Source organism: Bradyrhizobium sp. SMVTL-02, from assembly GCF_051853005.1.
GTDB lineage: Bacteria > Pseudomonadota > Alphaproteobacteria > Rhizobiales > Xanthobacteraceae > Bradyrhizobium.
The window spans coordinates 1321553-1346491 of record NZ_CP182469.1 but is presented as its reverse complement, the minus strand read 5'-3'; the positions used below and the strand labels follow the sequence as shown (position 1 = coordinate 1346491).

Below are 24939 nucleotides of genomic sequence, written 5' to 3'. Positions count from 1 at the left end.
AACGTGAGATGCCTTTCTGCCGCGGATGGCTACCGCTGCATTGCAGCTCGGCACGGGACGATCGCCGTTGTGTTCGCCAAGTCCATCGACCGAGCGGCCGAACGCAAGGCACTGGAAAACGACTGCGGCGCGCTCGAGATGATTGCGTCGCCCGTCTGCCGAAGGAATATTCGAATAGTTCCAGCCGACTACGGCGACAATCCCCTCAACGGCGCTGCCAAGCGCATTGTTGTGAGGGTGAGGAAAATTGAAATCCTACCGGCATGGCGACCGAGGCGATAATTCGAAAGTAAAGGAAGCATGTTTGCGCTGCTCCAGAGACCGCAAGGAAACAGAAGCGACGCGGGTGTATCGGCATCGATGACCGTGAGAAAAGCCGACGCGGCAAGATCGAGCATGGAATGCTGGTGACCGCAGGAGGACGATCGACGCGAACCTGTAGCCATCGTTGAGCTCCCAGCGGCATCGCCACTGACTCCATCGACGATGCTGCTCAAGGGAGTTCAAGTGTCGCTTAGTCGGATGGCCGCAGCCGGCCACGATCTGCCCCTGCCGGCACGGCGACAGATACCAGGCGCACTGCGCGACCACTACGTGGCTCGCGAGCGCCGTCGACGCCATGCCATTCTCAGTTGGGCGTGGGAGAATGTCACCTGGACACGCCATCGGCGCAGTGAATGCAGCCGTTCTCCCGTATCCGACCCAGCAGACTTTCTCGTCATGGGCAACACTAAGGCTGCCCCTCGAAGCGCAATACGTCGGATGGCCCGCGATTGGTTTCCACCCTTCTGCCCGTCTCCGCAGCAACTCCGGACTGCAACATGCTGCTTTGCCATCGAGGAGGACAGCTAAAAACTCAAAACGAAGGTAATTTCCGATGTGAGCGTTCAATATCTAATGTTTAAGAGAAATATACAAAGGTTTGTAATGCGCCTTTTTCGACTGTGCTTATTTTAGCGACGGACGTAGAAAGCGCCCAGGAGCGCCTGTCCGGGTCGAATAAATTGCTGTATTTTTTGTCTGATCATTAATCTCTCCGCCAGAAGGGCCGGACGGCTACAAGCATGATTAACCAGCTCACCGCGTTGGAACGTTCAGGGACGCAATTTATCGTCGGCAGCATTACGCTAGCGGCGGTGACGCTAGTTTCCTTGTATATTAACAGCCCTTTCGCAGCCACGGCGTTCGCCTATCTGGTGGTGATCTTGCTGTTTTCGCTGATGGGCAGCTTCATCGCATCATTGGTCCTTTCCATCGTCTCTGTCGCCAGTTTAGCCTACGTGTTTACGCCGCCCAGTTTGAGTTTTCGGATCGATGATACCCAGGACCTTGTGGTGGTTGTCGCTTTCCTGACCGCGTCGATTGTCGGAACGCACCTGATAGGAAACGTTCGTCATCAAAGGGAGGTTGCGCGTGAGGCCGCAGCCAAGCTACGGCACAGTGCGGCCGATCTGCATAACCGCGAGAAACTGTGGCGGGCAATCTTTGAGCATAACCCGGCCATGTACTTCATGGTCGATGAAGCCGGGATGGTCCTGAACGTCAATACTTTCGGAGCGACCCAGCTCGGCTATACGCCTGTCGAACTAATCGGCGCATCCGTGCTGAAGGTCTTTCCGGAAGACGATCGTGAGGTCGTTCGCAAATGCATCGGGAGTTGTCTTACAGATATCGGCCAATCGCGCACCTGGGACATCCAGAAAGTCAGAAAGGACGGCTCGGTGCTGTGGGTACGCGAAAACGCCAAAGCCATGCTGTGGGCCGATGACAAGCCCATCGTCCTCATTGCCTGCGAAGATATCACTGAGCAAAAGCGGACAGAACTTGCGCTGCAGCGAAGCGAAGCCCATCTGGCTCAGGCGCAGGAATTGAGTCACACCGGCAGCTTCGGTTGGAACGCCGCCGGCGAAGTCTTTTGGTCGAAGGAGAACTTTCGGATTTTCGAATACGATCCTGACATCAAACCGACACCGCAACATGTCCTTGACCGCACCCATCCAGACGACAAGGCTTCCGTCCAAGAGACGTTGGATCGAGCAGCGCGAGGGGAGGACTTCGAGCACGAATACCGACTGCTGATGCCCGACGGATCGATAAAGCACATTCACGCACTAGCACGGGCCACGAGAACAGCATCTGGCGATATCGAGTTTGTCGGGGCGGCGACGGACATCACGGCAGCGAAGCAGACGGAACGGCGACTGCGCCGTAGTGAGGCCTATCTGGCCGACGCGCAGCAGCTCAGTCGCACGGGCACTTGGTCCTGGGACTGCCACCGCCGCTGTTTTGCGTATCGCTCCGCCGAAGTCAGCCGTCTGTTTGGCTTCGATCCGGAAGAGCCGGTGACACTTGAGGCCATCCGCTCGCGTATTCATCCAGACGATTTGCCGCTGCAGCAGGAAGTGCAGCGTCGGGCTATTGAACAGAAAGCAGGGAACTTCGAATACGATTTCCGAATTTGTCTTCCCGATGGGGCAATAAGGCACATACACGCTGTTGCGCACGCGGTGTTGGGAAGCGATGGCGCGACCGTCGAACTCATCGGAACGCATATGGACGTCACCGAGCAACACGCAGCTAGAGAACAGTTAGAAAACACTCTTGCTGCGCTGCGTGAGAGCGAGCAACGCTTTCGTGACTACGCGGAAACTGCTTCCGACTGGCTATGGGAGACCGGGCCGGACCACCGGCTCACGTTATCGGAGCACACCAGCGCTACGGGACTTTTGGCAAAAGGGGCCATCGGCCTGCCTCGCTGGGAAATCGCGTGCGACGTAGAAGAAGAACCCGAGAAGTGGCGGCGGCATCAGGCAACGCTCAACGCACATCTCCCATTTCGCGATCTGATTTATCGCGCCATTAGCGCGACCGGGTCGGCAATTTACTTCCAGACCAGCGGAAAGCCCTTTTTTGATGAAAACGGCAGCTTTCGTGGCTACCGTGGCGTTGCCACCGACATCACGGCGAAGATTCGCGCAGATCAGGCAGAACAAGAGCTGCGGAAGGCACAGGCAGACCTTGCGCATGTGACGCGCGTGACGACGCTGGGGGAACTAACAGCCTCCATCGCCCACGAGGTAAACCAGCCGCTCGCGGCCATTATCAGCAACGCCGATGCGTGCCTCGGCTGGATACGCCGCGAAACTCCGGATGTTTCCGCCGCGCGCAGATCAGTGGAGTGGATCATCGAGGACGCGATCCGGGCAAGCGAGGTAATCCGCAGAGTCCGCACACTTGCGAAGAAAGGTGACATCGAGATGGTACCGCTCGATGTCAATGAGGTCGTGAACGAAGCTATCGCGCTGGTGACACGTGAGCTAGTTAATCACCAAGTGGCCTTGCGAACTGAGCTCGCGCTCGCGCTTCCCACGGTCCTTGGTGACCGGGTTCAACTGCAACAGGTCATCATCAATCTGGTGATGAACGGGATCGAGGCGATGCAAGCAGTTGACGACCGGGCGCGTGAGCTGGTGATCGAGTCATCCAGGGACAGTAAGGGACGTGTGCAGCTCTCCGTGACTGATTGCGGCGTCGGCATCGATGAGGATGATAGGGTTCGCATCTTAGATCCGTTTTTCACAACCAAGTCGACCGGCCTCGGAATGGGTTTGTCGATTTGTCGTTCAATCGTAGAAGCTCACGGAGGGCGCCTCTCAATCGTCCGCAAGCAAGAGCCGGGCGCGACCTTTCAATTTGCCCTGCCGGTCGTGTCGTGATTGGACTGACTAGCCGCACGAAAGAAAGTCAATGGGCCGCCAAGTACGATGGTGTCATTGTCGAAGCCAACGGCTCGACGCCTCGATCTCTAACGGATCTTTTCACTCGCGGGATCTGGACTTCAGCGCATCCGGATCCGCCCACAAAATGCTACAGAGCAGGCTTTCGGACCTTATTAGTCACCCGTCCCGACAGCCAGGAAGAGTGGGCTGCTGTCTTAGCTGGCCAAGTTGAGCATTTACTGCGCATCAGGTCCAGCAAGGCGAAGCGTTCGAGGGGAATCGCGAGAGACTGTGGGCCCGCAAACAGTCACGAGCCGAAGCCTTTTAGTTGAGACCTTAAGACTTCGCGAGCAAGCGACGTCGAACTGTGACTACGGCCTACTGAAGCAGCAAACAGCTGGGAGCTCGGGCTGGCCGAGCTGGTCATCAGAACCAATTCTAGTTCTTGGCAATCCGCAAGTCCCCATCCGCGCTCGACGTTCTGAAGTGGACCCCATGCTGAGGACCACTGGGTCCGGTTTTTTAAGTGGAGCTGCTGCCGTTCGTTCTTCCCAGTAACTTTACGCTACTCTTGCCTGCTGCTGTTGTGGCTGTGGGGATGTGGGTAACGCGTAGCGTTGTCCAAGCTTCTCGCTTGCGAGAAGCGTCATATCCACAGCCTGTTCGCCGAATGCGCCGGTGACACCGGCCCGCCAGACCGCCATCGGCGCGCGGTTTTCCAGCGCCTGATGAGGGCGCTGGAAATTGTAAAATTCGATCCATCGGGCGATTCCGGCTTTGGCCTTGTGGCCATCCGAATAACCCTTGAGATAGATGTCCTCGTATTTGAGCGAGCGCCACAGCCGCTCGATGAACACGTTGTCCATCCAGCGCCCACGACCGTCCATCGAGATCCTGACGCCGGTGGCGGCCAGCGTGCCGGTGAAGGCGGCGCTGGTGAACTGGCTACCCTGATCGGTATTGAAGCTCTCAGGCGGGCCGAAGCGCGCCAAGGCCTCTTCGAGCGCAGACACGCAGAACGATGTGTCCATCGTGTTCGACAGGCGCCAGGCCAGCACCGCACGGCTCGCCCAATCGATGATCGCCACCAGATATAGAAAGCCCTGGCCGATCGGCACATAGGTGATGTCGGCAGCCCACACTTGATTCGGTCGGTCGATCACCATATGGCGCAGGAGATACGGGAAGATCTTGTGTCCCGGCGCCGGCTTTGTGGTTCTGGGCTTTGGTCCCAGCGCCGCGATGCCCATCTTGCGCATCAACCGCTGCACGCGCTTGCGATTGATGCGACAGCCTTCGCCATTGAGGATCGCCGTCATCCGCCGCGAGCCCAGGAACGGCCAGGCCGTGAACAGCTCGTCGATCCGCCGCATCAGCTCAAGGTCGTTGTCATTGGCCGGCAGCGGCGACCGATACACGCTCGATCGCGCAACGCTCAGCAATTGGCATTGCCGGCGGATCGATAGACTCGCATGATCGCGCTGAAGCAATCCTCGGCGATCCGGCGCGCTCATCTTCCGGACCTCCTGGCTAAGAAATCCCGCTCAACCGTCAACTGTCCGATCTTGGCGTGGAGCTTCTCGACCTCCAGTTCGTGGGCTGCCTCGCCATCCCGACCAGCGCCCGCGTCGAACGCCCGAACCGCTTGATCCTGAAGCTGTTTCTTCCAGGCATAAATCCGATTCACATGCACCTGGTAGCGCTGTGCCAGATCCGTCACCGTTGATTGTTCTCGCAGCGCTTCCAAGGCGATCTTTGCCTTCAGCGCCGCATCGATTGTCCGTCTCGTCTTCTTCATGGTCCGCTCCGTTTATCAAAACGGAACGGCATCCGCACCACCTAAGCCGCCGGTCCAAAATCCGGGGTCCACCTCAGTTCTGCAGCTGCGCAACAGCCGGTTTCACCGGAGGAGCCCGATCCCTACGCTCTGCACTATTTTTGCAGCTCCATATCAGCCCGGCCCGGACCTCTCCAGCCAGCGCGGTGCGAAGTTCCAACATTGGACGAGAAGTGGCTCCGGACCGATTATCTTTGTGAACCAACACTTGCGAGCTGCCCACGGTCGCGGATTACGATTTTGCGCTGACTTTTTCCGAGAAAATCGAGGACCTCCTGTCTGTGCAGCTCGGACAAGGCGCGCGACACAGTTTCGAGCGTCAAGCCAAGGTAGTCGGCAATATCGCGGCGGGACATGGGTAGGGACAATGCGCCGGCCGAGGCAGATCGCTCGTCCATTTCAAGCAAAAAGGCGGCCACCTTTTCCAGCGCGGTTTTTCGTCCAAGCAGAAGCATATGGTTCTCTGCGTGCTGCAGATTTTTGGCCGTCATCCTGAGCAAATTGTGGAAGACAACCGCATCGTTCTCGGCCGCGTCTTCAAGGCTGGTGCGCCTGATCAAGCGAACCGTAGTCGCGACGACTGCCTCTGCAGTGAACCGATGGCTCTCACCATTTTCAAGTCCGAAGATATCGCTGACCAGATGAAACGCACCAATCTGCCGCCGACCATCCGCAAGCACCTTGTAGGTCCGAACCGCACCTTTGATAACCTGATACACGTAGGCAGCAGGTTCTTTCTCGCCGTAAATCTCCTTCCCCTTGCTGTAAGTCAACTCACCCAAGTAGACGCTCGGATTTGAGCTGCTTGCAATCCCTAGGTCAGAAAGCGAGTTGAAGCGAGGCGCTCTGTTGCTAGTGGTGCGCAAAAACATGAGGCACTCCTGAGCTAGGCCGAATGCAGTTGATGTCCAATCTTCTTTGTCGGATGAGGATCCTAGCTAATGACGTACCCGACATCCCTGCAAAGTTAGCGCCACTGCAGTCAAAGTATAGCTCTTGCCGTCTCGCCAGCAAGCAACGTGATTTTGCAGAGGCTATACTGTGTACATCACCTCACCTCAGACTGGCCGTATCAATCAGCGCGGCTGCCATTCCGCGGAATCACGGTGGTGAATTGCGCTCGAGGATGACCGACGGATAAGGAGGGGTGGCGCAACAATACAGGAGGTGAGGTGTCTCACCTGGTGAGGCTTGGTGAGATAGAGGATCCCGACTGTATTTTGATCTTTGGCGACGAGAAATAGCCGGCAGTGGTCGCGATCAAAAAAGCTGACTGGGACGAGATCACAATTGACTGCAAATTCTCGGGACCATTCGCCGTCTTTCAGTATATCGCCTCCCATACCAAATCTCATGCACTAAACCTGCTGCTTCTGGCTGGAAATTGCTTTTTTCCAGCGAATGTGCGCTTCGAATCCCGGCCCGACAACGCTCACACGGATGATGTTAGGAGCACGACAATGCCGTGTTCGTTTCCGCACTGACCATCGAGCGATTCAGTACAAAGTGTCGGCCATGAGGTCCATCTAAGCGGTCGCGCCGCATGCACGCGCGTACATCGGTTGCCTGTTATGGAAATGCGAAGCCTACTTGCTTCATCGCCCTTGATGCCGGCCTCAAGCGTCGGTTAGATTGGTTTGCTCAATTGGAGATACTGCAGTGGCAATGGGTACTGTGAAATGGTTCAACCCGACTAAAGGATACGGCTTTATCAAACCAGACGATGGTGGCCCAGACATCTTCGTGCACGTTAGTGCCGTTGAAAAGGCCGGCCATACCGGCCTGGCGGAAGGCACCCGAATTAGCTACGAGCCGAAGGCCAGTCGCTCTGGGAAACTTTCTGCCGAAGACCTCCGAATTGGATGAGCTCGTCAGCAGGGACGGCAGCAGGCGAACTGAACTGCGTCCCTGTCTCGATCAAGAAGAATAAGCAATCCGGCCTCATCGCATACTATGCGCCGCTGAGGCCGCCTCCTCGTCGACCAACGTAGTTGCGTTGTCGAGACATGAGCTAGGGCCGTCGAACATCTGTATGATCATTTACAGCGGCGACCAGGCTCATCGACGCAAACCGCGCGGCAGCCCTGTGCCGGAGATTCGCAAAAGCATGAGTACGCCGAGCCGCTCAGCCTTTTCGGACCATCGCAGTCCGCTCAAATGAACAAGCTTAGCGGCGAGCGAGGGCAACTGGAAAGATCGGGATCAACATACAACGTTTTCCGGCCCGTAGCCCTAGATGTGTATAGGAGAAGAGGCGTGCATTTCCGATCAATCGCTGGAGCTTCGTTTCGCGGCACCGCCTAAGCGACTAGAAACCGGTTCTACTATGGCACAAAGAAAAAGAGGCAGCCTGCCGAATTAGGCGAGAGATCTCGAGCCTCTAGAGGCAACATAGATTTGGTGTTTCATGAACGAGGATTTCTATCGGGCTCGGGCTTCGCAAGTCCGTGACATTGCTGAAACGGCTGATCCGTTCACCAAGCAACGTCTCTTGAAGCTTGCCGATCAGTATGAATTCAGGGCGCGTAACCCCTCGCGTGCTTCCCGCTCCACAGCCCGACCGATTCCGCTTCCGTTCACGCAAAAGGATAAGACCTGACCGGCAAACCACTCGCTCGATGGTCAAGCGCTAGCGATTAGCTGAGTCGCCAGAGCTAAGCTTTCTCTGTTATACCGCCACTGCGTCCTTAGCAGCCTTGACCGGTGACGTCTTGACCGACTTGCTAGCCGGCTTCGCCGCAAATTGCATCGGCTCCTTTGTAAAGGGGTTGATTCCGCTGCGGGCTTCAGTAGCGGGTTTGTTTACGACCGACATTTTGACGAAACCCGGAATGACAAACTCACCGGCCTCGTTCAGCTCTTTGTAGCCCACAGTTGCCATCTGTTCGATGACGGTCTTTATGTCGGCCTTGGAAAGCTGCGTTCCTTCAGCAATCGCGTCAATCAGCTGGTTTTTGGTCATCTTGGCCATGATGCATACCTAGAAGAGGCGCAGAACCCTTGAAATGGATGGACTACGCCGGCCCCATTACTTCGAGCACGGCGAGACCGCGAGGATCGATTTAACGTCGATTTCCTCAACTTAGGGGCTTAAAACCTATTGGAAGCCAAAACACAAGGGTCGCTTCAACTGTATTTCCGGCATCATGATCGCTTCTAACATCAGACCGGACTCGGTCGCAAAACGGTACAACTATCCCTCCTTACCAAACCGGCGAAAGGCTCACGCCGTCTCACTCTCCGCCGCCTCCGCTGCCGCGGTGACAATCGCATTGGGCAAATAGCCTGGATATCCGCTGCCTTGCTGGGTTCGCGGCGCGAAGAATTGTCCCCTCCCGCAGACTTCTAATCACGTTGCGAAGCAATTGGCGTGCCGCACCGTCGGAACGACGCCGAGCGAGGCACAGGAAAACGCGGCGGACAGCTGGCCTAGCTTCTCAAGGCGTACTTTCTGATACCAAAAAGGGCCGAAGATCTCCGCGGTGAAAAGACCCGCTTAGATGGCCGAGCTCACGACGGGAGTGCGATGCCAATTGATCGGTTCTAAATAGGCTGCGGCGGGGGCACCTGCACATTTCGGTACAAAGAAACACGATCGCCGCAGTCAATGCCAGTCGGCTTGATCAGGGCTTCGACAGCTGGCTCGACCAGCACCTGCGGCCGAGAACGCGCTGGCCGCGATTTCCGCAGCGCGGTCGCACTGGCATTGAAGATCGCAAAGCGCTTTGAGAAACGGAATTGCTAGCGCTTCTTCACCGGCATCTGCAACAACGCATTCTATCGTTAAAATCGCCAGCATAGACGATCGCTGTACTACGCTCGCCCTTGCGCACATAACCGCCGACCATAGTGCCCCGCAGGTTGATCCGGCTCTGACCAGCAAAGCCACGCTCCATGATCGTGCCCCAAAGGATTAAAAGGTTGATAGTCGCGGTGTTGTTCGTGGCATGCGCCTTGGCGTCTATCTCCCAATGCTGCGCCTAACGAATGTGGCCAGATTCGAGGTCGGCAATGATCCTCCCGCCACCTCGGAGGAACTCACGTTGGTGCCCGGTTTTTAGCAACCAAGCCGGAACGCCTAACCTCGAAGGTGCCGTTGTGCTCCGCAGCCGCGGAACGTTCATTCTTTCGAGCCGTTCAGAGCCTTTGGGCAAGCTTTGGCGCCACGATGCAACAAGACGAACACATTTTCGACGGCCCTGACACCGCCGCTCGACGGGCTTGCATCCGCCTGCACGAGATTATTACCCGGCCCAAAACGGCTTTGGCACAACCAGTGTCTGAGCCATTCCCGGGCAGCAAGAGCAAAGAGCCATTCACGACCAAGGATGACCAATAGGTTTCTCGAGGCTCTTTTTGTCCATCGGAACCGCAGGGCGGGGCCTCCAAGATCTGGCCTTGCGCGAGAAGCTGAAGACAGTCTCTCAGACGGCCAGCCCTGATGGCTCGACCAGTCGCGCAACGTAGGGCGTGCAACATGGCTGCACTATTGCGGTCGAAGGCTTGCAGATCCGCCGGGGACGAGGGTCCGACGCCAACGCTCGTCAAACCAGTGATTCGACAAGACGGCCTGAGCCCATAGACGCAGACCTCGGACGCACAACTGAGCCGCGGTACGCGATGCGAGATGCTCGAGGTTCTGTCGACCGGCGCTTCACGCTCAAGCATCAGGTCGTTGGTACCCCTCCATTTGCTATTGCTTGTGATGGACTGGAATCGCCATTGCTTGACGTCATCGGTTTGCGCTGAAGCCGGGATTCGTTCTGTGATCCTGACGCGGCGCGCCTACTACGTGCGTCGCTACGACCTATTCGCCGGTTGGATGCCTACCATAAAATAAATAGATTTTGCTGATCTTACCTGAAGCCCCATAAGTCATGGCCGTGCTTTAGAAGGAGCAATCAGGAACTCGTGCGCTTGGATTCTCTCTTCAATCAGCTGCTCGCCAACTCGACCTGCTCGAGCACGTGGTGGGTTCACCGAAGTTCGTTGTCGATCGTAATGCGCTCAGGTCTTGGCGCAGTCGCACGATAGGCGATGAAATGCGAATTCTCCTGGTAGATCGCGATGCCGCCTTTGTGCGAGCCGCCAAGGAAACGCTGTTGGTTTGCGGTTTTGCCGTTGATGTAATCCACACTCTTGACGAAGCGGAGACGGCGCTAGGTTGCGCCAGCTATCACATTCTCTTGCTCGAATTGGTTCTGCCGGATGGAAACGGTTTGGACTGGCTGAAACAGTTAAGACGCGAAGGATGTTCGATGCCGGCCATGATAATGAGCAGCCTGAACGATCTCGGCACTCGAATTGCGATATTCAATGGTGGCGCCGACGATTTCCTGCCGAAGCCGGTGTCTCTCGACGAGCTCATTGCTCGCATGCGCGCCATTTTACGACGGTCGACGCAAATGACTGCGCCAGACGTTACCTTCGGCAACCTACATTTCGATCCTATCGGCCGGCAAGTCTCAGTTGGTGGTCGGCCATTAAGAGTTGCGCGCCGCGAAGTCTGCATTCTTGAGCATCTGCTCAGCCGAGCAGGCCGCACTGTGCCGCGAGCGTCACTGGAGGAAGGTCTCTATGCGTTTGACGACGAAGTATCGACCAATGCCTTAGAAGTTGGGATCTATAGGTTGCGCACACATTTGAGTAAGTCGGGCGCGACACTACGGATCAAAACCGCGCGCGGCGTCGGCTACGCGCTTGAACTGAAGAGCGATCCGCTGCCCAGCCGTTCAAATTGAAAACGAAGCTCCCTTGAAGTTCGCCCCTGATCCTCGCAGCAGTCGATGGCCGAGCGCCGTTACGGCCTCCATTTTTGCCTGCCTTCTGTATGCTGTATGCACGACCGCTCTCTTTTTTCCACACGCTTCAGTAGCTCAGATAAAGCGGGACGCTGGTCAGGGGACGCCGCGCGCGACCGCTGACAGCCTTAACGGAACCTTGAATCTTTCCGCCTCTCAGGGCAAGACCGTCCATCTTCCGGCAGCAGCGGCCAGCATATTTGTTGCCGACCCCACGATAGCCGACTACCAGGCGCCATCGAACACGACCATCTTTGTCTTTGGAAAAAAGTCGGGACGGACTAGCCTGTTCGCTTTGAACGACAATGGAGAGGCGTTAGCCGAGTTTCGTGTTGTCGTCACCCAACCTGTCGAGGATCTGCGTGCCGCGCTGAAGGCCGAGCTCGGAGACTATCCGATCCAAGCCATCTATACGCCGCGCGGCGCTATTCTTAGCGGGACAGCGCCCAGTGCCGACGTCGTCGATCGCGCCAAGAAGATCACCGAGCAGTTTCTTGGTGCGGGCGCACTGGTCGTCAACAAGATCCAGGTGGCCGGCTCATTGCAGGTTAATCTGAGCGTACGCGTGGCCGAAGTCTCGCGCAGCGCCATGAAGGAGCTTGGTATCAACCTCTCTGCATCTGGTCAAAACGGCGCGGTCGTTTTCGGTTTTAGCAGCGGCAAACCTGGCGGCTCCGGTGCGACTCAGGGCGGGGGCACGGCAAGTATCGGAGTTGGCGTTGGCAGCACGAACATCAGTGCTGTTCTTGACGCACTCGCCAGCGAGCATCTCGCGTCAGTACTGGCGGAACCAAATCTTACCGCGATGTCCGGCGAATCAGCAAGCTTCCTGGCAGGCGGCGAATTCCCAATTCCGGTCATGCAGGACAATCGGCAAGTCTCAGTTCAATTCCGTCAATTCGGAATCAGCCTGGAGTTCGTTCCGACCGTTCTCAGCAACAATCAGATCAATATCCGCGTGAAGCCTGAAGTCAGCGAGCTATCGAAAGAAGGTGAAGTCAGCATGAACGGAATGTCTCTGCCCGGCCTCTCCACGCGACGTGCCAGCACTGTCGTCGAGCTTGCCAGCGGTCAAAGCTTTGCAATCGGGGGGCTGATCAGGCGCAATTTCAACACTGACATCAGCACGTTTCCTGGATTAGGCGATGTGCCGATTCTTGGTGCGCTGTTTCGCTCCTCCTCATTTCAGAAGCAGGAGACGGAGCTCGTCATCGTTGTTACCCCCTACATCGTGCGGCCAGCATCGTCTGCTAGCAAGATAAGCGCGCCGACTGACCGCATCCGACCGCCCTCAGACGCGGGGCGAACTTTGACGAATACGCTGGCAAGTTCGCCGCGAGGCCGCGATGCTCCCCGCACCGAACCAGGCGCAACCGGCGGGGCCGGCTTTATTATCGAATGAGAACCACGAATGACCTTGCGAAACCTGGGCCACTTGATCGCTGTTGCGGTAACCATGGGCGGATGCACACATAGTGCTGCGATCTATTCTGGGTCGACTGAGCAAGGGATCCAGGTGGAGCAGAAGACCAGTGTCTTGCGACTACAGGCTCTTGGTCGTGCCGAGAGGTACGGTCTGCGTGATTTCATTGCGAATGCCAGCCGCGGTCGGCGCGATGCACTTCATCTGGACGTCAGTGGCTCACCCCGGCTCGCTATGCAGGTGGCCCACGAGGCCCGCGCGATGGGCGTTCCGTCTTATAATATTCGCCTGTCCGCTTCCCGGGTAGATCTGCCCGTCCACTTAGGTGTCCGAGTTGAGGCGATCATTTACGAAGCACGTCCTCCGCTCTGTCCATCCCTTTCGATCGCCGGGCCGTCAATAGACGACAATTCCTTCAATCCAACGCTTGGCTGCTCGATCCGCAATAATCTCGCAGTCATGGTCAACGACCCCGGCGACTTGCTAGAGAATAGAGCGGTCTTGCCAACCAGTGGTGAACGTGCGGTGCTTCCCCTTGCCGCACGGGGAAGCCCCACCGTGGGCACCAAGAGCAACTTGGAAGGTGAAACTCATAACAGCGCTCCGTCAGAAACCCAATGAGCGGCTTGTAAGCCCTGAGCATCGGGATAACGAGCCTCATAGAAGACGTCATTTGCTTAGGTCTTTTCGGACTGCGCCACTTGTGCATGGTCTTTGACTAAACGTCCGGAGTCATCGATTTGGCGAGCGAAGCTAGATCAGGCCAGCGGCAAAGACTGCCTTTGCAACCCTTTCGAAACTCTCCATCGGAACGCCCTTCCCCAGTATTCCCTTTCGGATCAGCTGATGCGCCAAAACAGGGTCCTCAATAATGCTGAGATGCAGAGCCCGCGCCTGATCAAGCAACCGTGAAGCAAGTTCGCCCTCGCCGCGGCACACCAATACCGGGACTCCTTTCTGCCCACGGACGTAGCGCAGTCCAATCAAAGTCGCGGGGCCAGTCAATATTAATGTGGCCCGATGGACGCCGAGCGGCGGCTCATTCGCCCCTTCCCGACGAAGCCGACGGTATTCACCCTTTACCCGCGGATTGCCCTCCTGCTCCTTAGACTCGCGCTTGGCTTCACTCTCCGTCATGCGCATGTCACGCAGAAACAACCAGCGCTGAACTAGCAGATCGGTCAAGCCGCCGATCAGAAACGCGCCGGCAGCAATCTCCATTAAAAATTGGAGCTCTTTGAAGACAAAGCTAAAACAACTCAAACCACAGACGGGTAGGTACACCAAGACTTTCCAACTTGCGACCGAAATGGAAAGAAGGATTACGCCGAGAACGGACACTTTGATCAGCGACTTACCAAGCTCGACAAGTGATCTCTGAGAGACAATCCGTTTTAGCCCTTTGATGGGATCTAATTTCTCGAGGCTCGGTTTGAGCGGCTCCACGGAGAACGTCAGCCCACCGTTAGCCAAGAAACCGGCCAGAACGGCTGCCGCCAAGGCAGCCCCGATGATTGGGGCAACGCAAGTCATCGAAACTTCGATTAATCCGACCAGTGCCTGCTGGACCGCAGTGTTGAAGGGCTGCGCCTGCAGTTTGTCGACGAGCCGTACCCCTTCACGCCAAGCGTCTTCGATCGCGTCCGCTCTGAGGCAAAGGCATCCGAAACCGGCGCAAACGCTGAGCGCGCTTACAAAGTCGGCGCTGCGCGGGATCTGTCCTTTCTTACGCGCCTGCCGCAGCTTCTTAGGAGTTGGCGGAAGCTTTTTCTCTTCGCTCGAGTCGTTCATTTTAAGAACTTCTCGAGCCACTCCAGCACTCCGTGGAACTGGATAATCTCCGCTCCCATGTATTCGATGAGGAAGACGGTGTAGCTGACCATGATGACGCCAAAGGCGACATTTTTGATAGTGGGGGAGAGATCGCTTATCTTGATTTGTGGCGCAAAGCGCCCCAGCAACATGAGGGATATCTCAATTAGGAGCAGCAGAGCCAGCACGGGCCCCGAGACCACGAAGGTCGTGCGCATCAAATGATCGAGAAGCGCCACAAATTCAGTTGCCCCTTGCAGGGTCAGGGAAGGAAGTAGCCGATACACGGGCCAGATCAGATAGCTGCCATAGAGGCAGCTGACCATCGTCTGCAGACCTCCAGACAGAACGAAAATCGTAACCGCAGTAGTGCCAAGAAAAAGACCCGTTGCCGAGGTCTGGCTGCGCGTCGCAGGATCATCCACCTGGCTCGAAACACTTCGCTGGGTGTCGATGATATCGCCAACTGCCTGGATGCTCCATAGCGGTATACTCAACAACATCCCGAACAGCAGGCCGATGAATATCTCTTTGAAACCGAAGAGCGCGACCGAGATCATACGAGTGGCCGGATCTAGCGTCTGCAGACCGGCCTTGATATGCTCAAGACATGGTAGTCCAATCGCGATCGTAAAGGTTGTGCGGATCATCCCGCTAATGTGCGGCCGCGTGAACACGGGAAGCACCAACATAATCCCTAGGGCTCGGGCTGCACTAAGGCCTGCCGCAAGGAAGAACTCGACAGCGGTCGGAATCAGAGTTTGAGTCTCGGTGGGTGACAAACCATGCATTCGAGGCACGTTTTTGCTTGAGCTAATGGGCCGGCTTCGCTTGCCGTGCCTTAAGGAGTTGGTCTGCGTGGGCGCTTAGCAAAAGCACAGGCGGAACGCGGTCGTGCGCGGCAAGCCGACGATCTCCATACTCTCATGTGAGGCGACTACCTGTTATGTTTTACTGGCGATGCAGACCGGCGGGTTTGCCCCACACACTCTGGCCTTCGGCACTAGTACCTGGATGTGAGATTGGGGAAATCAGCGAAGATATGCTGAGCTTGTTCGATAAGCGGGGCGCTCAGCACCGGAGAAAACAGAACGAGCACGGCGACGACGACGAGCAGCTTCACAGTAAGGGGCAAGGTTTGATCCTGGAGCTGCGTTGCTGCCTGGATGATGCCAACGACCAATCCAGCCACGAGAGCTGCTAGGAGCGGGGGCAGGACCCAAATCATGAAGAGGACGAGCGAGCGGCTCAAATGAGTGAGAATGCTGGCTTCGTCCATATCAGCCCCCTGGCGTGGCATAGCTTAAGATCAAGCCATGCATGAGCCGCGACCACCCGTCGATCGTGACGAATAGAAAGAGCTTAAAAGGAACAGATATCATCGTGGGTGATACCATTGACATGCCCATTGCCATCAGAATCGTCGTTACGATCAGATCAATCGTGATGAAAGGAAGATAGAGAAGGAAGCCGATTTCAAAGGCGCGCTTAAGTTCCGAGATTAGAAAGGACGGTACAAGGATCGCAAAATCGTCCGCTGTTGCTTTGCTCCGCATCTCCTCTGACCAGACATGTTCTGTCGATGACAGGAAGAATGTTCGCTGCTCCTCATTGGTGAACTTTTTCAGGTAAGCGCGCACCGGCTCGCTTGCTTCCCTGGCGGCTGTCGCCCACTCATCGAGCGTTTGATAGTGAAGTTGCGGGTCGGAGACACGGTTATAGATCTGTTCCAGCACTGGAGCACCAATGAAGACGGTAAGGATCAATGCGGCGCCATACAGAACGATGTTTGGGGGTATGGACTGGGTCCCCAGCGCATTACGCACGAGGAAGAGAACGACGGAAACCTTTATGAATGCCGTCGTGGTGACGACAGCGAAAGTCAGCAGACCAAGACCGACCGTAACTGCAAGAAGCGCAAGGATGTTTGGCTGAATGTCAGTCATTGACCGCCAACCTGCCACGTAGCCTGACGGCCAATTCCTCCCCGACACGCACGATGTCGCCGTGGCCGATCAATCGACCATTGGCAACAATGTCGACCGGACCGTCAACGGGGCGACGAAGTTCGAACACATGCCCATCGTTGACGCTTCTCAACGTACCCAGCGGGATAGGCCAGCGCCCGAATTCGAACACTAGCGTGATCTCAATACTGTCAACGTCGCTTTCCGAGGGCAAGTTCGGTGGCTTTACTTGTGTCGTCATATACGCACTCTTTAGAGGGTGGGGGTGCAGGCGGAATGGCCCCCGCAAGATCAGTCTGTCACCAGAAACCGCCGCAGGAGCCCACAATGTGCCGGCAGTGAGAATGACTTGGCCGCTCGCAAAGGGAATGATGTCCGGCAACAGCGCATCGCCAGCTTGTGCTTGGCGAACAAGCCCAACGGGCACGCGCAGCGAGCCAATCTCACTGGCAACCATGATAGGCAGCTCCGGAGAAAGGTTGCGCATCTCTCGGGGCAGTTGGCCAAGCAATTCATTTAACATGCAGAACGCAAACGGAACCGGACCGTCAAGAGACGAGAATAGGAACAGCCGCGCCTTGCTCGCGAGCGCCCCGTAGGCGATGTCGAGCTCCAGATAAGGGCCTTGCGTCGTTGCTTCGTCGATGCGGATGACTTGCACGTCCGCCGCTAACATATTCTCTAGTCGAGCGAGCAACGGTTCAAGCGCAAGTTCGAGGACGAGAGACCGGGCTGGGTCCGACGGTAACGTAAGGCCATGCTGCACTGTCGAAATCAGTGTCTCCGCCACTAGGCGGGGCAACGCCAAGACAGCCGTTTCGGCACCGACGCGAAATACGCAGTCAAGCATCGACATGGCCGATGGCTGCGCCTGCCAAACAAGCCCATTCATGCGAATCAATACCGGCGTATCGCCAAGGCGGCTCTTCAGAACCATTCGCCGAGCGGCCATCTCATTGAGGCACGAGACAACGCTATGCGACAGTTTTAGCGCTGGTTCGAACGGTGCAGGTTCACCCAGCGCATTTATCGCGCTCATTTCCACGGGACCAGAAGGTCGCGCCAACATAAGAGAAGCAGCCATTAGATCGAGCCGCCGCCCGGGTCACTACGCGATCCACTCTGATATCTGAGCAAGACCTCGTCGTCCGTTTCGATTTCAGCCGCGAACTCCGATCGAGAATTGGTCGTGCGCCGAACATCGCACTCGATCCGCTGCCATTTCTGGCTCGCCGCCGAACGCTTGGCCCACATGGCCCGCGCCTCAACAACCGCTACCTCAGCCTGTTCTTGAGCGATGCGCGCCTGCTCAAGTGCCTGGCATGCTAATGCGATCTCCGCTGTGAGCCGCCCAATGACAAGATGGCACCGACGATCGAGTTCGGTGACGCACATCGTGCCAGACGATGCCAGTTCCAGATAAACTTTAGCTTCGGTACTCGCGCGGCGTTTCTCGGCGCTTGCCAGATCCATGGAGGCTCGCTCCATCGCTTCAACCGCGATCTGGCGTTTGGCTTCCAGATTGGATAACTGTCGAAGCGTGCTTTGCTCCCTCATGTCCTTCACCAGTCGCAACTGCGACGCCTGGACAGGATTCAGACGGTCAGACGCGACATCCATGTGAAGGTCTCCTCAAAAGTGGATCGCTCATCTTGCCCCTGGCGCAAGAAATTCCGCAACTCCTCGATTGAGGCGATTGCCCGGTCAGTCAACGGATCGCCCCCTTGCTTGTATTCGCCGACCTTGATCAAGAACTCGGCTTCATCATAGCGCGAGAGCAGATCTCGGAAGAAGGAGGCAGCCTTGCGATGTGACGCAGACACAACCGCATCCATCACGCGACTTCGGCTCGACAGCACATCGATGGCAGGAAAATGCTCTCGCGAGGCGAGCGCGCGCGACAGAATGATATGACCATCGAGAATACCGCGCGACTCTTCGGCGATCGGATCGCCTGTCCCGTCACCTTCGACAAGCACGGTATAGAAGGCCGTGATCGAGCCGTGCTCGCCCATGCCGGCACGCTCCAATAGACCCGGAAGCAGCGCAAAGACAGAGGGAGGAAAGCCGCGCCGCGTCGGAGGTTCTCCCGCGGCAAGGCCAATTTCACGCATTGCGCGGCTAAAGCGTGTCAACGAATCCATCATCAGAACGACACGCAGTCCTTGATCACGAAAGTACTCGGCGAGTGCCGTCGCCATATGAGCACATTGCGCCCGCTCCATTGCTGACCGGTCGGAGGTCTCAACGACGGCGATCGTACGACCGATGGCATCGCCAATATGGCGCTCGATGAATTCACGCACCTCACGTCCGCGCTCTCCTATAAGCGCAACTACAGTGACGTCGGCGGCCGCGCCTTTGACAATTTGCGACATCAGCGTCGACTTGCCGCAACCAGCATCTCCATAGATTCCGATCCGCTGGCCCTCGCCACACGTCAAAAGTCCGTCGAGCACGCGGATGCCGAGCGGAAAAGGCCGTTCGATGCCACGTCGCTTCATTGGATTGGGCGCCCTGCCACGGAGTGGCCGAGTATGGGCCGTCGTTATTGGCCCCTTCCCGTCGAGCGGACGGCCGAAGCTATCAATGACGCGGCCAAGCAAATCGGGGCCGACTGACACCTCCTGCATTCGGCCGGTCGGTACCACTTCCGCGCGGTTAGAAAGGCCTACCATGTCGCCGATTGGCGTGAGTAGCACCCCATCGGGCAGGAGACCGATAACCTCCGCCTCAAGTGACCATCCCGTATTGTGATCCTGCACCAGGCACAGTTCGCCAACGCGGGCTCCCGGCAACACGGCATGAACCAAGGTACCGACGGCCTTTGTGATCCGTCCGCGCACGGCACGCGTGTCGACATGCTTTACTGCTGATCTCAGAGACGATAACGCCGCGTGCACAGCTCCACCAGCCGCATCGTCATAGCTTGTTGGTTGCGTGGTCAAGGTTGGCGTTCCTGAGAAGACGGAGCAAGGCCGAGACGCAGTGTGCGGAGCTGCGCGGCAAGTCCTAAATCGACTTTACCAAACTCACTCCACAAAATGCACTGGTCCGGCATTAGAGCTGGGTCCGGATCGATTCGCACTTTCGGCCGACCATCCCTTCCATCGTAGGCTGCGAACTCACGTATCAGAGCATCGGCGTTCACAGGAGACGCAAGTAGACACACTTCCGCGCTGCCATATCTTTGCTCGATCGCATGACGAACGGACCTCACCAACATCTCGCCCGGATCGAAGGAGCCGACCAAGTCGCTCAAAATCTCCATGACGAGCTGTGGCAACTCCTGTTCTAGCGCGGCTTTTCTCCGCGCCACCTCACAAGCAGCCTGGGCAATCGCCCGCGCCATTTCGTCCGAGCCTGCACTCAGGCCTTCGGAGTGGCCGCGGGCCCGCTCCCGCTGATAAACTTGCCTTGCCCAGCTGCGAACCTGCTGTAGATACCGCTCTGCTAGCGCGCGCGTCTGTGCCGCATCGTACCAGATCCCAAGTTCCGAGGCCGGTATGAGTGGACCCAGCGGACGTATCTGCGGACGTTCTGGCACTGCTGGATGATCCGCGGTCATGCCGGTCTTGTCTCCGCGGTCAAATGGGCCATCACCAACGTCAACAATCGGCCGGCAGCCTTGTGGTGTTCGGCGGCTGGGCTCTCGGCGGCCGTCCCTATTGGTAAGCAGAGAAGCACTCGTGCACGGTCAAGCTCCGACACGTCCGTGAGCCAAGCACCAAGGCAGGCATATCCGTCATGTTCAATTCGTTGCGAAAGTTGCTGCGGATCGACAATCGATTGACCTGCGACCGCGCTGGATAAGTGTCGGATAGCGAAAGCATGCGCTTCCGCACCGATATTTCCGATCAGAACTGTGAGATCATGCTTTGAGACCAGCTCGAGCACCGAACGGGCATGCCAGATACTGCCGGCGAGAAGCGCCGTGCGACGCGGATCATGCCCGAGCAGAACGCCCCTTCCCCAGCCACTTCCGTTCGAGATCAGTTCACTGCCTAGCAGCAACTTGGCCAGCCGTTCCTGCACTCTGGGAGTCTTCTGCAACTGCAGCACTGTGGACGTTGAGAGCGATCCATCAAGATGGGCGGCAATGCGACTCGCATGGGCCGAAGCAGCAAGCTCGCGCAGCCGATCTGGATGTGGGCTGACTGAATGATTTGAAACGGTAGATGTCATTGATGCCGACACTGCATTGCGCCTATCCGGCATCGGAGTGCAGCTTTTTGCCGGCGGTTTGGACCGCTGGTATACTCGCCCCGGTGCCGAGATTTGCCACTTTGCGCCAAGATTGGCCGAGCAGGCGCACACGCGTGCTCAGCAGCACGTATGATAGAATGCCGAGCGCGGCGCCCGCACCTCCGATCCCGACCGCAAGGAAGGGCATTGAGGTGAAACTGGCTGGTTTGGCCGATGCAGGTCCGGGTGCAACCGACATCTCATGCTGAGCCCGCTCAACCGGCACGAACACAACCGCCACCTTGTCGTATGATAGTCCTTCGATGCTGTTGGCGACGAGCATCTTGATCTGTGGTAGCAAGGCTGAGAGCTTGGCATTGGAGGCATGTCGAATGAACACCGACGCCGAGGAGGGAGTAGCATCTTGTCGCAAAAGGTCATTTTTCGGCAAGACAACATGAACACGGGCGGAAAGAACGCCATCAATATCGTTAATCGTGCGCGACAGTTCTTCGCTTAGGGCATAAACGTAGCGGGCACGCTCCTCAACCGGGGAGGCAACCAGCCCCGAGCCTTTGAATACCTCCCCGAGGTTCTTGAAAGGCTGGCGCGGCAAGCCCTGGTCATTCAGCAGGTCGATCGAAAAAGCCAACTGCTTTTGCTCGACCTGAATCGTGCTGGTACCATCCTTGGCGACAACACGGACGGCATCGACACCCCTGCTGAGCAGAAGGGCAAGCATCTCGTTGGCTTCACGCTCCTGAACCTTAGTGTAGAGATCGGCCTTGCAGCCCGCGAGCGAGAGCAGAAGGGGCAAAACGACAAAAAGATGAAGCCGCCTTTCCCCCGAGGCGCCGCGGCCACTCCTTCGTTGCGTCAGAACAGCCATCAACCGCCGCTCAGCCCGCTGATAACAGCTTGTTTAAGGATGAACCGACGGCACCGGTACTCTTGGAAATGAGCGATACCTGAATAACACCGTTGTAAACATCCCGCAGATTCTGCAACGTCGATTCAAAATGATCCGCACCTTCAGGCTTGCCGACCGGATGCACAGCGGGTCTGTCCGGGCGCAGGATCGGCTGTGCGGCGGGCCCAGGCTGAACGCTCTTCCAAGGGACCGCCTCGCTGACCGAAGGAACTGCACTTGAAGGATGTGATTTACCTAAGTGCACTGCAGAGAGATTTTGAAGGATGCGATCGCCGGGCGGACCGGCCTGCGTGACTGCACGCTCAACTTCCGGTAAAGGCGGCGCCGAGGCACTGTCGGCCACCAAAAAGGCGGCGCTTTGCTTCGTGGCCGTCTGTGCCAGATGCTCATGAAAGTTGCCTTGCACCGATGAAGAAGCCTCGGTGAGACAATCGCCAAGCTTGGCAGAGATCGGCATAGCGCCAAACACCATGGAAGAAATCCTTGCCCTCACGTGATGAGATTAGCTGTTCGTTGCCTGTGACGGTTCAGGACCCTAGAGGGGCGAGCTGACAAAAACCTGACGAGAATCACGGGCGACGCCACTCAAGAATCTTGAGGGTTCTGTGAGGTCGCGTGGCAGGCGCGAGCCGCGCGCTCTGTGGTGCGTGCGACCTCATAGAAGCCGGATTGAACGAAGCTGCGGAGTTGTGGGCGCTATGGGAATAGTGCAGCGGGTGCGGCTGCGGGGAACGCTCGCCTGTGGTCGCCGCGCGTCCGCGAGTCATTCATCGGATGTGAGGGGCCCGATTGATCGGGCCAAGGGCGCGATCCAGCGAGCGATTTGCAGCGCTGGGATGCGCTACCGAACGATTGGCGGGGTGTTCGGTGACGAGCGCGGCCACGGCGACTTCGGACGTTGCCACCAAGAAGGTGATTACGGAAGGGGTGGATGGTACAGACGCTGGTCATGACGTATCACAATGAAACGGCTGGTCGCGCGCGCAGGCTCGCGGGACGATATCGACGCGCCGCATGGTGCCGCCACAATGCGGGCAGACGGGGATCTCGCATTTGGTGAGGGGATCGGCGCCGGCTTCTTGATCAGTCGGAGCGTTGCGGACAGCAAGGAGTTGACGGCAGAAAGCGATTTTATCGTTGCGTCCGCCATTGGCGAGGAAACCATAGTGGCGGATGCGGTGGAAGCTGTCCGGCAGGGTGTGCAGGAGAAAGCGACGAATGAACTCATCGGCCTTAAGCGTCATCACTTTGGTTTTACGATTCTGCCGATAGTCCTTCCAGGCAAAGCTCACCTTGCCGTCGGCAAGCGAGATCAGCCTACTGTTGGCGATGGCGACGCGATGCGTATAGCGGCCGAGATAAGCCAGCACCTGTTCGGGCCCACCGAATGGCGGCTTGGCATAGACGACCCAGTCGGTCCATCGAAGTTGAGCGAGGCGCTCGGCGAATGCGGCGGGATCGGCGAGACGGGCGAGATCGCCAAAGAAGCCCAACTGGCCAGCCGCGAAGGCAGCTTGCAGCTCTTGCAGAAACAGGCGGCGGAACAGCCTGGAGAGGACGCGCACCGGCAGGAAGAAGCCGGGCCGGCAAGCGACCCAGTGTGTGCCGTCGAGTGAAGGTCCACCACCAGGCACGACGCAGTGGATATGCGGATGGTGTTGCAGGGTTTGACCCCAAGTATGGAGGACGGCGGTCAGACCGAGCTGAGCGCCGAGATGCTTGGGGTCGGCCGCGATGGTGGTGAGCGTCTCGGCCGCGCAGCGGAACAGAATGGCATAGACCACCGCCTTGTTCTGGAAAGCAATCTCTCTGGCCGGCGCCGGCAAGGTGAAGACGACGTGGAAGTATGGCACGGGAAGGAGTTCGGATTGTCGCTCGGCAAGCCATTGCGCGCGCGCCGAGCCTTGGCACTTCGGGCAATGCCGATTGCGACAGGAGTTGTAGGCGATCCGGGTGGCACCGCAGTCGTCGCATTGCTCGATGTGGCCGCCAAGCACAGCCGTCCGGCATGCCGTGATCGCGCCCATGACGCGCCGCTCGACGCGGCCCAGATGTCCGGCACGAGCTTGCCGAAACGCTTCGCCGTGGCGGCGGAAGATATCCGCCACTTCCAGAACTGGAGTCATCAGGTCCGCTCAGCCGGGCGGCACGACCTCCAGGCGGAGCCGGTCAAGCGGACTTGGCGTATTGCTGATGGTCTTTGTGGCGACTTGGGTATAGCGCGCCGTGCTCTGCAGACTGGCATGGCCGAGCAGCACCTGGATGATGCGCACGTCGGCCCCGTTCTCCAGGAGATGGGTCGCGAATGTGTGCCGCAGCGTATGCACTGTCACCGACTTGCTCAAGCCGGCCGCCGTACAGGCTGAACGGCAGGCGGCGTGCAGCACGTTAGGGACGAGCGGACGCTCGTCGTCGCGGCCGGGAAATAGCCATCGTTTGGGCCGAGTGAGCCGCCAATACGTCCGCAGAATCCTCAAAAGCTGCGGCGAGAGCATAACGTAACGGTCCTTGCCGCCCTTGCCGTGCTCGACCCGGATCAACATCCGCTGGCTATCAATGTCGACAACCTTCAAGAGGACCACTTCCGATACGCGCAAGCCTGCGGCATAGACGGTGGTCAGCGCGGTACGGCTCTTGAGGCTTGGGATTGCTTCCAGGAAGCGCACGACCTCGTCGGCGCTCAGCACCACCGGCAGTTTGCGCGGTTTACGCGCATAGGCGATGCGCTCCGGAACGGTGTCATGACCCAGCGTCACACCGTAGAAAAACCGCAGTGCGCAGACGATCTGGTTCAGCGCCGGCCAGGACATCCCCGTCGCAACCAGATGAACCTGGAAAGCACGGATATCCTCCAGGTCGAGGCGGTCAGGAGAACGACCGAAATATCGGCTCAACTTCGCTACGGCGTTGAGGTAGGATTGCTGCGTCGCCGGTGACAGATTGCGGACCGTCATGTCCTCGATCATGCGGCGGCGAAGTGGGCTGATCTCAGCCATCGGAAAACCTCCTGTCTAAAGGGTTGGGCTTCGAAAACCCGCAATCCTCTCAGACAGGAGGCAATCCTTGCTATGCCTCCCTACATGCCGCGCCAGCGGCTTCGTTCAATCCCCTCCGATTCAATAAATCCGTGAACCGCTCTAGCGGCCCCAAACTGCTTCGCCACTGCCGTTGCCCCCGCTATCCACAGCCCCGTGCGTGCAGCAGGTTGACAATCGAATTGATTCGGCACGTCGGCAATGTAGCCTCGCGTCTTGGGAATGCGCG

General features: G+C 57.7%; 21 protein-coding genes and 1 pseudogene. 5 read left to right on the top strand and 17 right to left on the bottom strand.

Annotation, left to right across the window (positions count from 1 at the left end; all coding sequences use genetic code 11):
• Positions 1–1064 precede the first annotated feature (1064 nt).
• A complete protein-coding gene (locus tag ACNJYB_RS06450) occupies positions 1065–3716 on the top strand; it encodes a PAS domain S-box protein (protein ID WP_439373213.1) in 2652 nt (883 codons plus the stop codon).
• 707 nt (positions 3717–4423) lie between these two features.
• On the opposite strand, the pseudogene ACNJYB_RS06445 reads toward ACNJYB_RS06450, so the two are convergent.
• Both ACNJYB_RS06445 and ACNJYB_RS06440 read right to left on the bottom strand, forming a co-directional pair.
• Positions 4424–5517, bottom strand: a pseudogene (locus ACNJYB_RS06445) (IS3 family transposase); the annotation flags it as partial.
• A 227-nt stretch (positions 5518–5744) separates the two neighbouring features.
• Entirely contained in the window at positions 5745–6428 is a 684-nt protein-coding gene (locus ACNJYB_RS06440) for a helix-turn-helix domain-containing protein (protein ID WP_439373212.1), read from the bottom strand.
• 787 nt (positions 6429–7215) lie between these two features.
• On the opposite strand from ACNJYB_RS06440, the gene ACNJYB_RS06435 reads away from it, so the two are divergent.
• The gene (locus ACNJYB_RS06435; RefSeq protein ID WP_439373211.1) at positions 7216–7422 is read left to right on the top strand and encodes a cold-shock protein; all 207 of its coding nucleotides are present in this window, start codon (positions 7216–7218) and stop codon (positions 7420–7422) included.
• An 802-nt stretch (positions 7423–8224) separates the two neighbouring features.
• Here ACNJYB_RS06435 and ACNJYB_RS06430 read toward each other — a convergent pair.
• Both ACNJYB_RS06430 and ACNJYB_RS06425 read right to left on the bottom strand, forming a co-directional pair.
• A complete protein-coding gene (locus ACNJYB_RS06430; protein ID WP_439373210.1) occupies positions 8225–8527 on the bottom strand; it encodes an HU family DNA-binding protein in 303 nt (100 codons plus the stop codon).
• 781 nt (positions 8528–9308) lie between these two features.
• Positions 9309–9452 carry a hypothetical protein gene (locus ACNJYB_RS06425; RefSeq protein WP_439373209.1) on the bottom strand — a complete coding sequence of 48 codons (144 nt, stop codon included), beginning with the start codon at positions 9450–9452 and terminating at the stop codon, positions 9309–9311.
• A 1146-nt stretch (positions 9453–10598) separates the two neighbouring features.
• Here ACNJYB_RS06425 and ACNJYB_RS06420 point away from each other — a divergent pair.
• The 3 genes from ACNJYB_RS06420 (at position 10599) to ACNJYB_RS06410 (ending at position 13401) form a co-directional block, all read left to right on the top strand.
• Positions 10599–11297: a winged helix-turn-helix domain-containing protein gene (locus ACNJYB_RS06420; RefSeq protein ID WP_439373208.1), complete on the top strand. Its 699-nt coding sequence runs from the start codon at positions 10599–10601 to the stop codon at positions 11295–11297.
• Positions 11298–11367: 70 nt separating this feature from the next.
• Positions 11368–12759: a type II and III secretion system protein family protein gene (locus tag ACNJYB_RS06415; RefSeq protein WP_439375475.1), complete on the top strand. Its 1392-nt coding sequence runs from the start codon at positions 11368–11370 to the stop codon at positions 12757–12759.
• A gap of 9 nt (positions 12760–12768) precedes the next feature.
• Complete coding sequence (locus ACNJYB_RS06410) at positions 12769–13401, top strand: CpaD family pilus assembly lipoprotein (RefSeq protein ID WP_439373207.1); 633 nt, start codon at positions 12769–12771, stop codon at positions 13399–13401.
• 132 nt (positions 13402–13533) lie between these two features.
• Here the strand turns inward: ACNJYB_RS06410 and ACNJYB_RS06405 are convergent, their stop codons facing one another.
• From ACNJYB_RS06405 to ACNJYB_RS06345, 13 genes are all read right to left on the bottom strand, one after another.
• On the bottom strand, positions 13534–14571 hold the full coding sequence (locus ACNJYB_RS06405; RefSeq protein ID WP_439373206.1) for an EscU/YscU/HrcU family type III secretion system export apparatus switch protein: 1038 nt from the start codon (positions 14569–14571) through the stop codon (positions 13534–13536).
• Positions 14568–15383 (bottom strand): type III secretion system export apparatus subunit SctT, encoded by an 816-nt coding sequence (gene sctT, locus ACNJYB_RS06400; protein ID WP_439373205.1) that lies wholly within the window; start codon positions 15381–15383, stop codon positions 14568–14570. Before sctT ends, ACNJYB_RS06405 begins: the two co-directional genes overlap by 4 nt.
• Positions 15384–15595: 212 nt before the next feature.
• Positions 15596–15871 (bottom strand): EscS/YscS/HrcS family type III secretion system export apparatus protein, encoded by a 276-nt coding sequence (locus tag ACNJYB_RS06395; protein ID WP_439373204.1) that lies wholly within the window; start codon positions 15869–15871, stop codon positions 15596–15598.
• A gap of 1 nt (position 15872) precedes the next feature.
• Positions 15873–16538, bottom strand: coding sequence for a type III secretion system export apparatus subunit SctR (gene sctR / locus ACNJYB_RS06390; protein ID WP_439373203.1), 666 nt, complete (start codon positions 16536–16538; stop codon positions 15873–15875).
• On the bottom strand, positions 16531–17496 hold the full coding sequence (gene sctQ, locus ACNJYB_RS06385; protein WP_439373202.1) for a type III secretion system cytoplasmic ring protein SctQ: 966 nt from the start codon (positions 17494–17496) through the stop codon (positions 16531–16533). The genes sctR and sctQ overlap by 8 nt, the downstream gene beginning before the upstream one ends.
• A 146-nt stretch (positions 17497–17642) precedes the next feature.
• On the bottom strand, positions 17643–18179 hold the full coding sequence (locus ACNJYB_RS06380) for a hypothetical protein (RefSeq protein ID WP_439373201.1): 537 nt from the start codon (positions 18177–18179) through the stop codon (positions 17643–17645).
• Positions 18155–19507: a type III secretion system ATPase SctN gene (gene sctN, locus ACNJYB_RS06375; protein WP_439373200.1), complete on the bottom strand. Its 1353-nt coding sequence runs from the start codon at positions 19505–19507 to the stop codon at positions 18155–18157. Before sctN ends, ACNJYB_RS06380 begins: the two co-directional genes overlap by 25 nt.
• Complete coding sequence (gene sctL, locus ACNJYB_RS06370) at positions 19504–20127, bottom strand: type III secretion system stator protein SctL (RefSeq protein ID WP_439373199.1); 624 nt, start codon at positions 20125–20127, stop codon at positions 19504–19506. Before sctL ends, sctN begins: the two co-directional genes overlap by 4 nt.
• The gene (locus tag ACNJYB_RS06365; protein ID WP_439373198.1) at positions 20124–20744 is read right to left on the bottom strand and encodes a nodulation protein NolU; all 621 of its coding nucleotides are present in this window, start codon (positions 20742–20744) and stop codon (positions 20124–20126) included. The genes sctL and ACNJYB_RS06365 overlap by 4 nt, the downstream gene beginning before the upstream one ends.
• A 22-nt stretch (positions 20745–20766) precedes the next feature.
• Positions 20767–21633, bottom strand: a complete 867-nt coding sequence (gene sctJ, locus ACNJYB_RS06360; RefSeq protein ID WP_439373197.1) for a type III secretion system inner membrane ring lipoprotein SctJ — start codon at positions 21631–21633, stop codon at positions 20767–20769.
• 10 nt (positions 21634–21643) lie between these two features.
• Entirely contained in the window at positions 21644–22147 is a 504-nt protein-coding gene (locus ACNJYB_RS06355; RefSeq protein WP_439373196.1) for a nodulation protein NolB, read from the bottom strand.
• A gap of 475 nt (positions 22148–22622) precedes the next feature.
• Complete coding sequence (locus tag ACNJYB_RS06350) at positions 22623–23804, bottom strand: IS91 family transposase (protein WP_439375460.1); 1182 nt, start codon at positions 23802–23804, stop codon at positions 22623–22625.
• A 6-nt stretch (positions 23805–23810) separates the two neighbouring features.
• Positions 23811–24671, bottom strand: a complete 861-nt coding sequence (locus ACNJYB_RS06345) for a tyrosine-type recombinase/integrase (protein WP_439368084.1) — start codon at positions 24669–24671, stop codon at positions 23811–23813.
• Between the last annotated feature and the right edge of the window lie 268 nt (positions 24672–24939).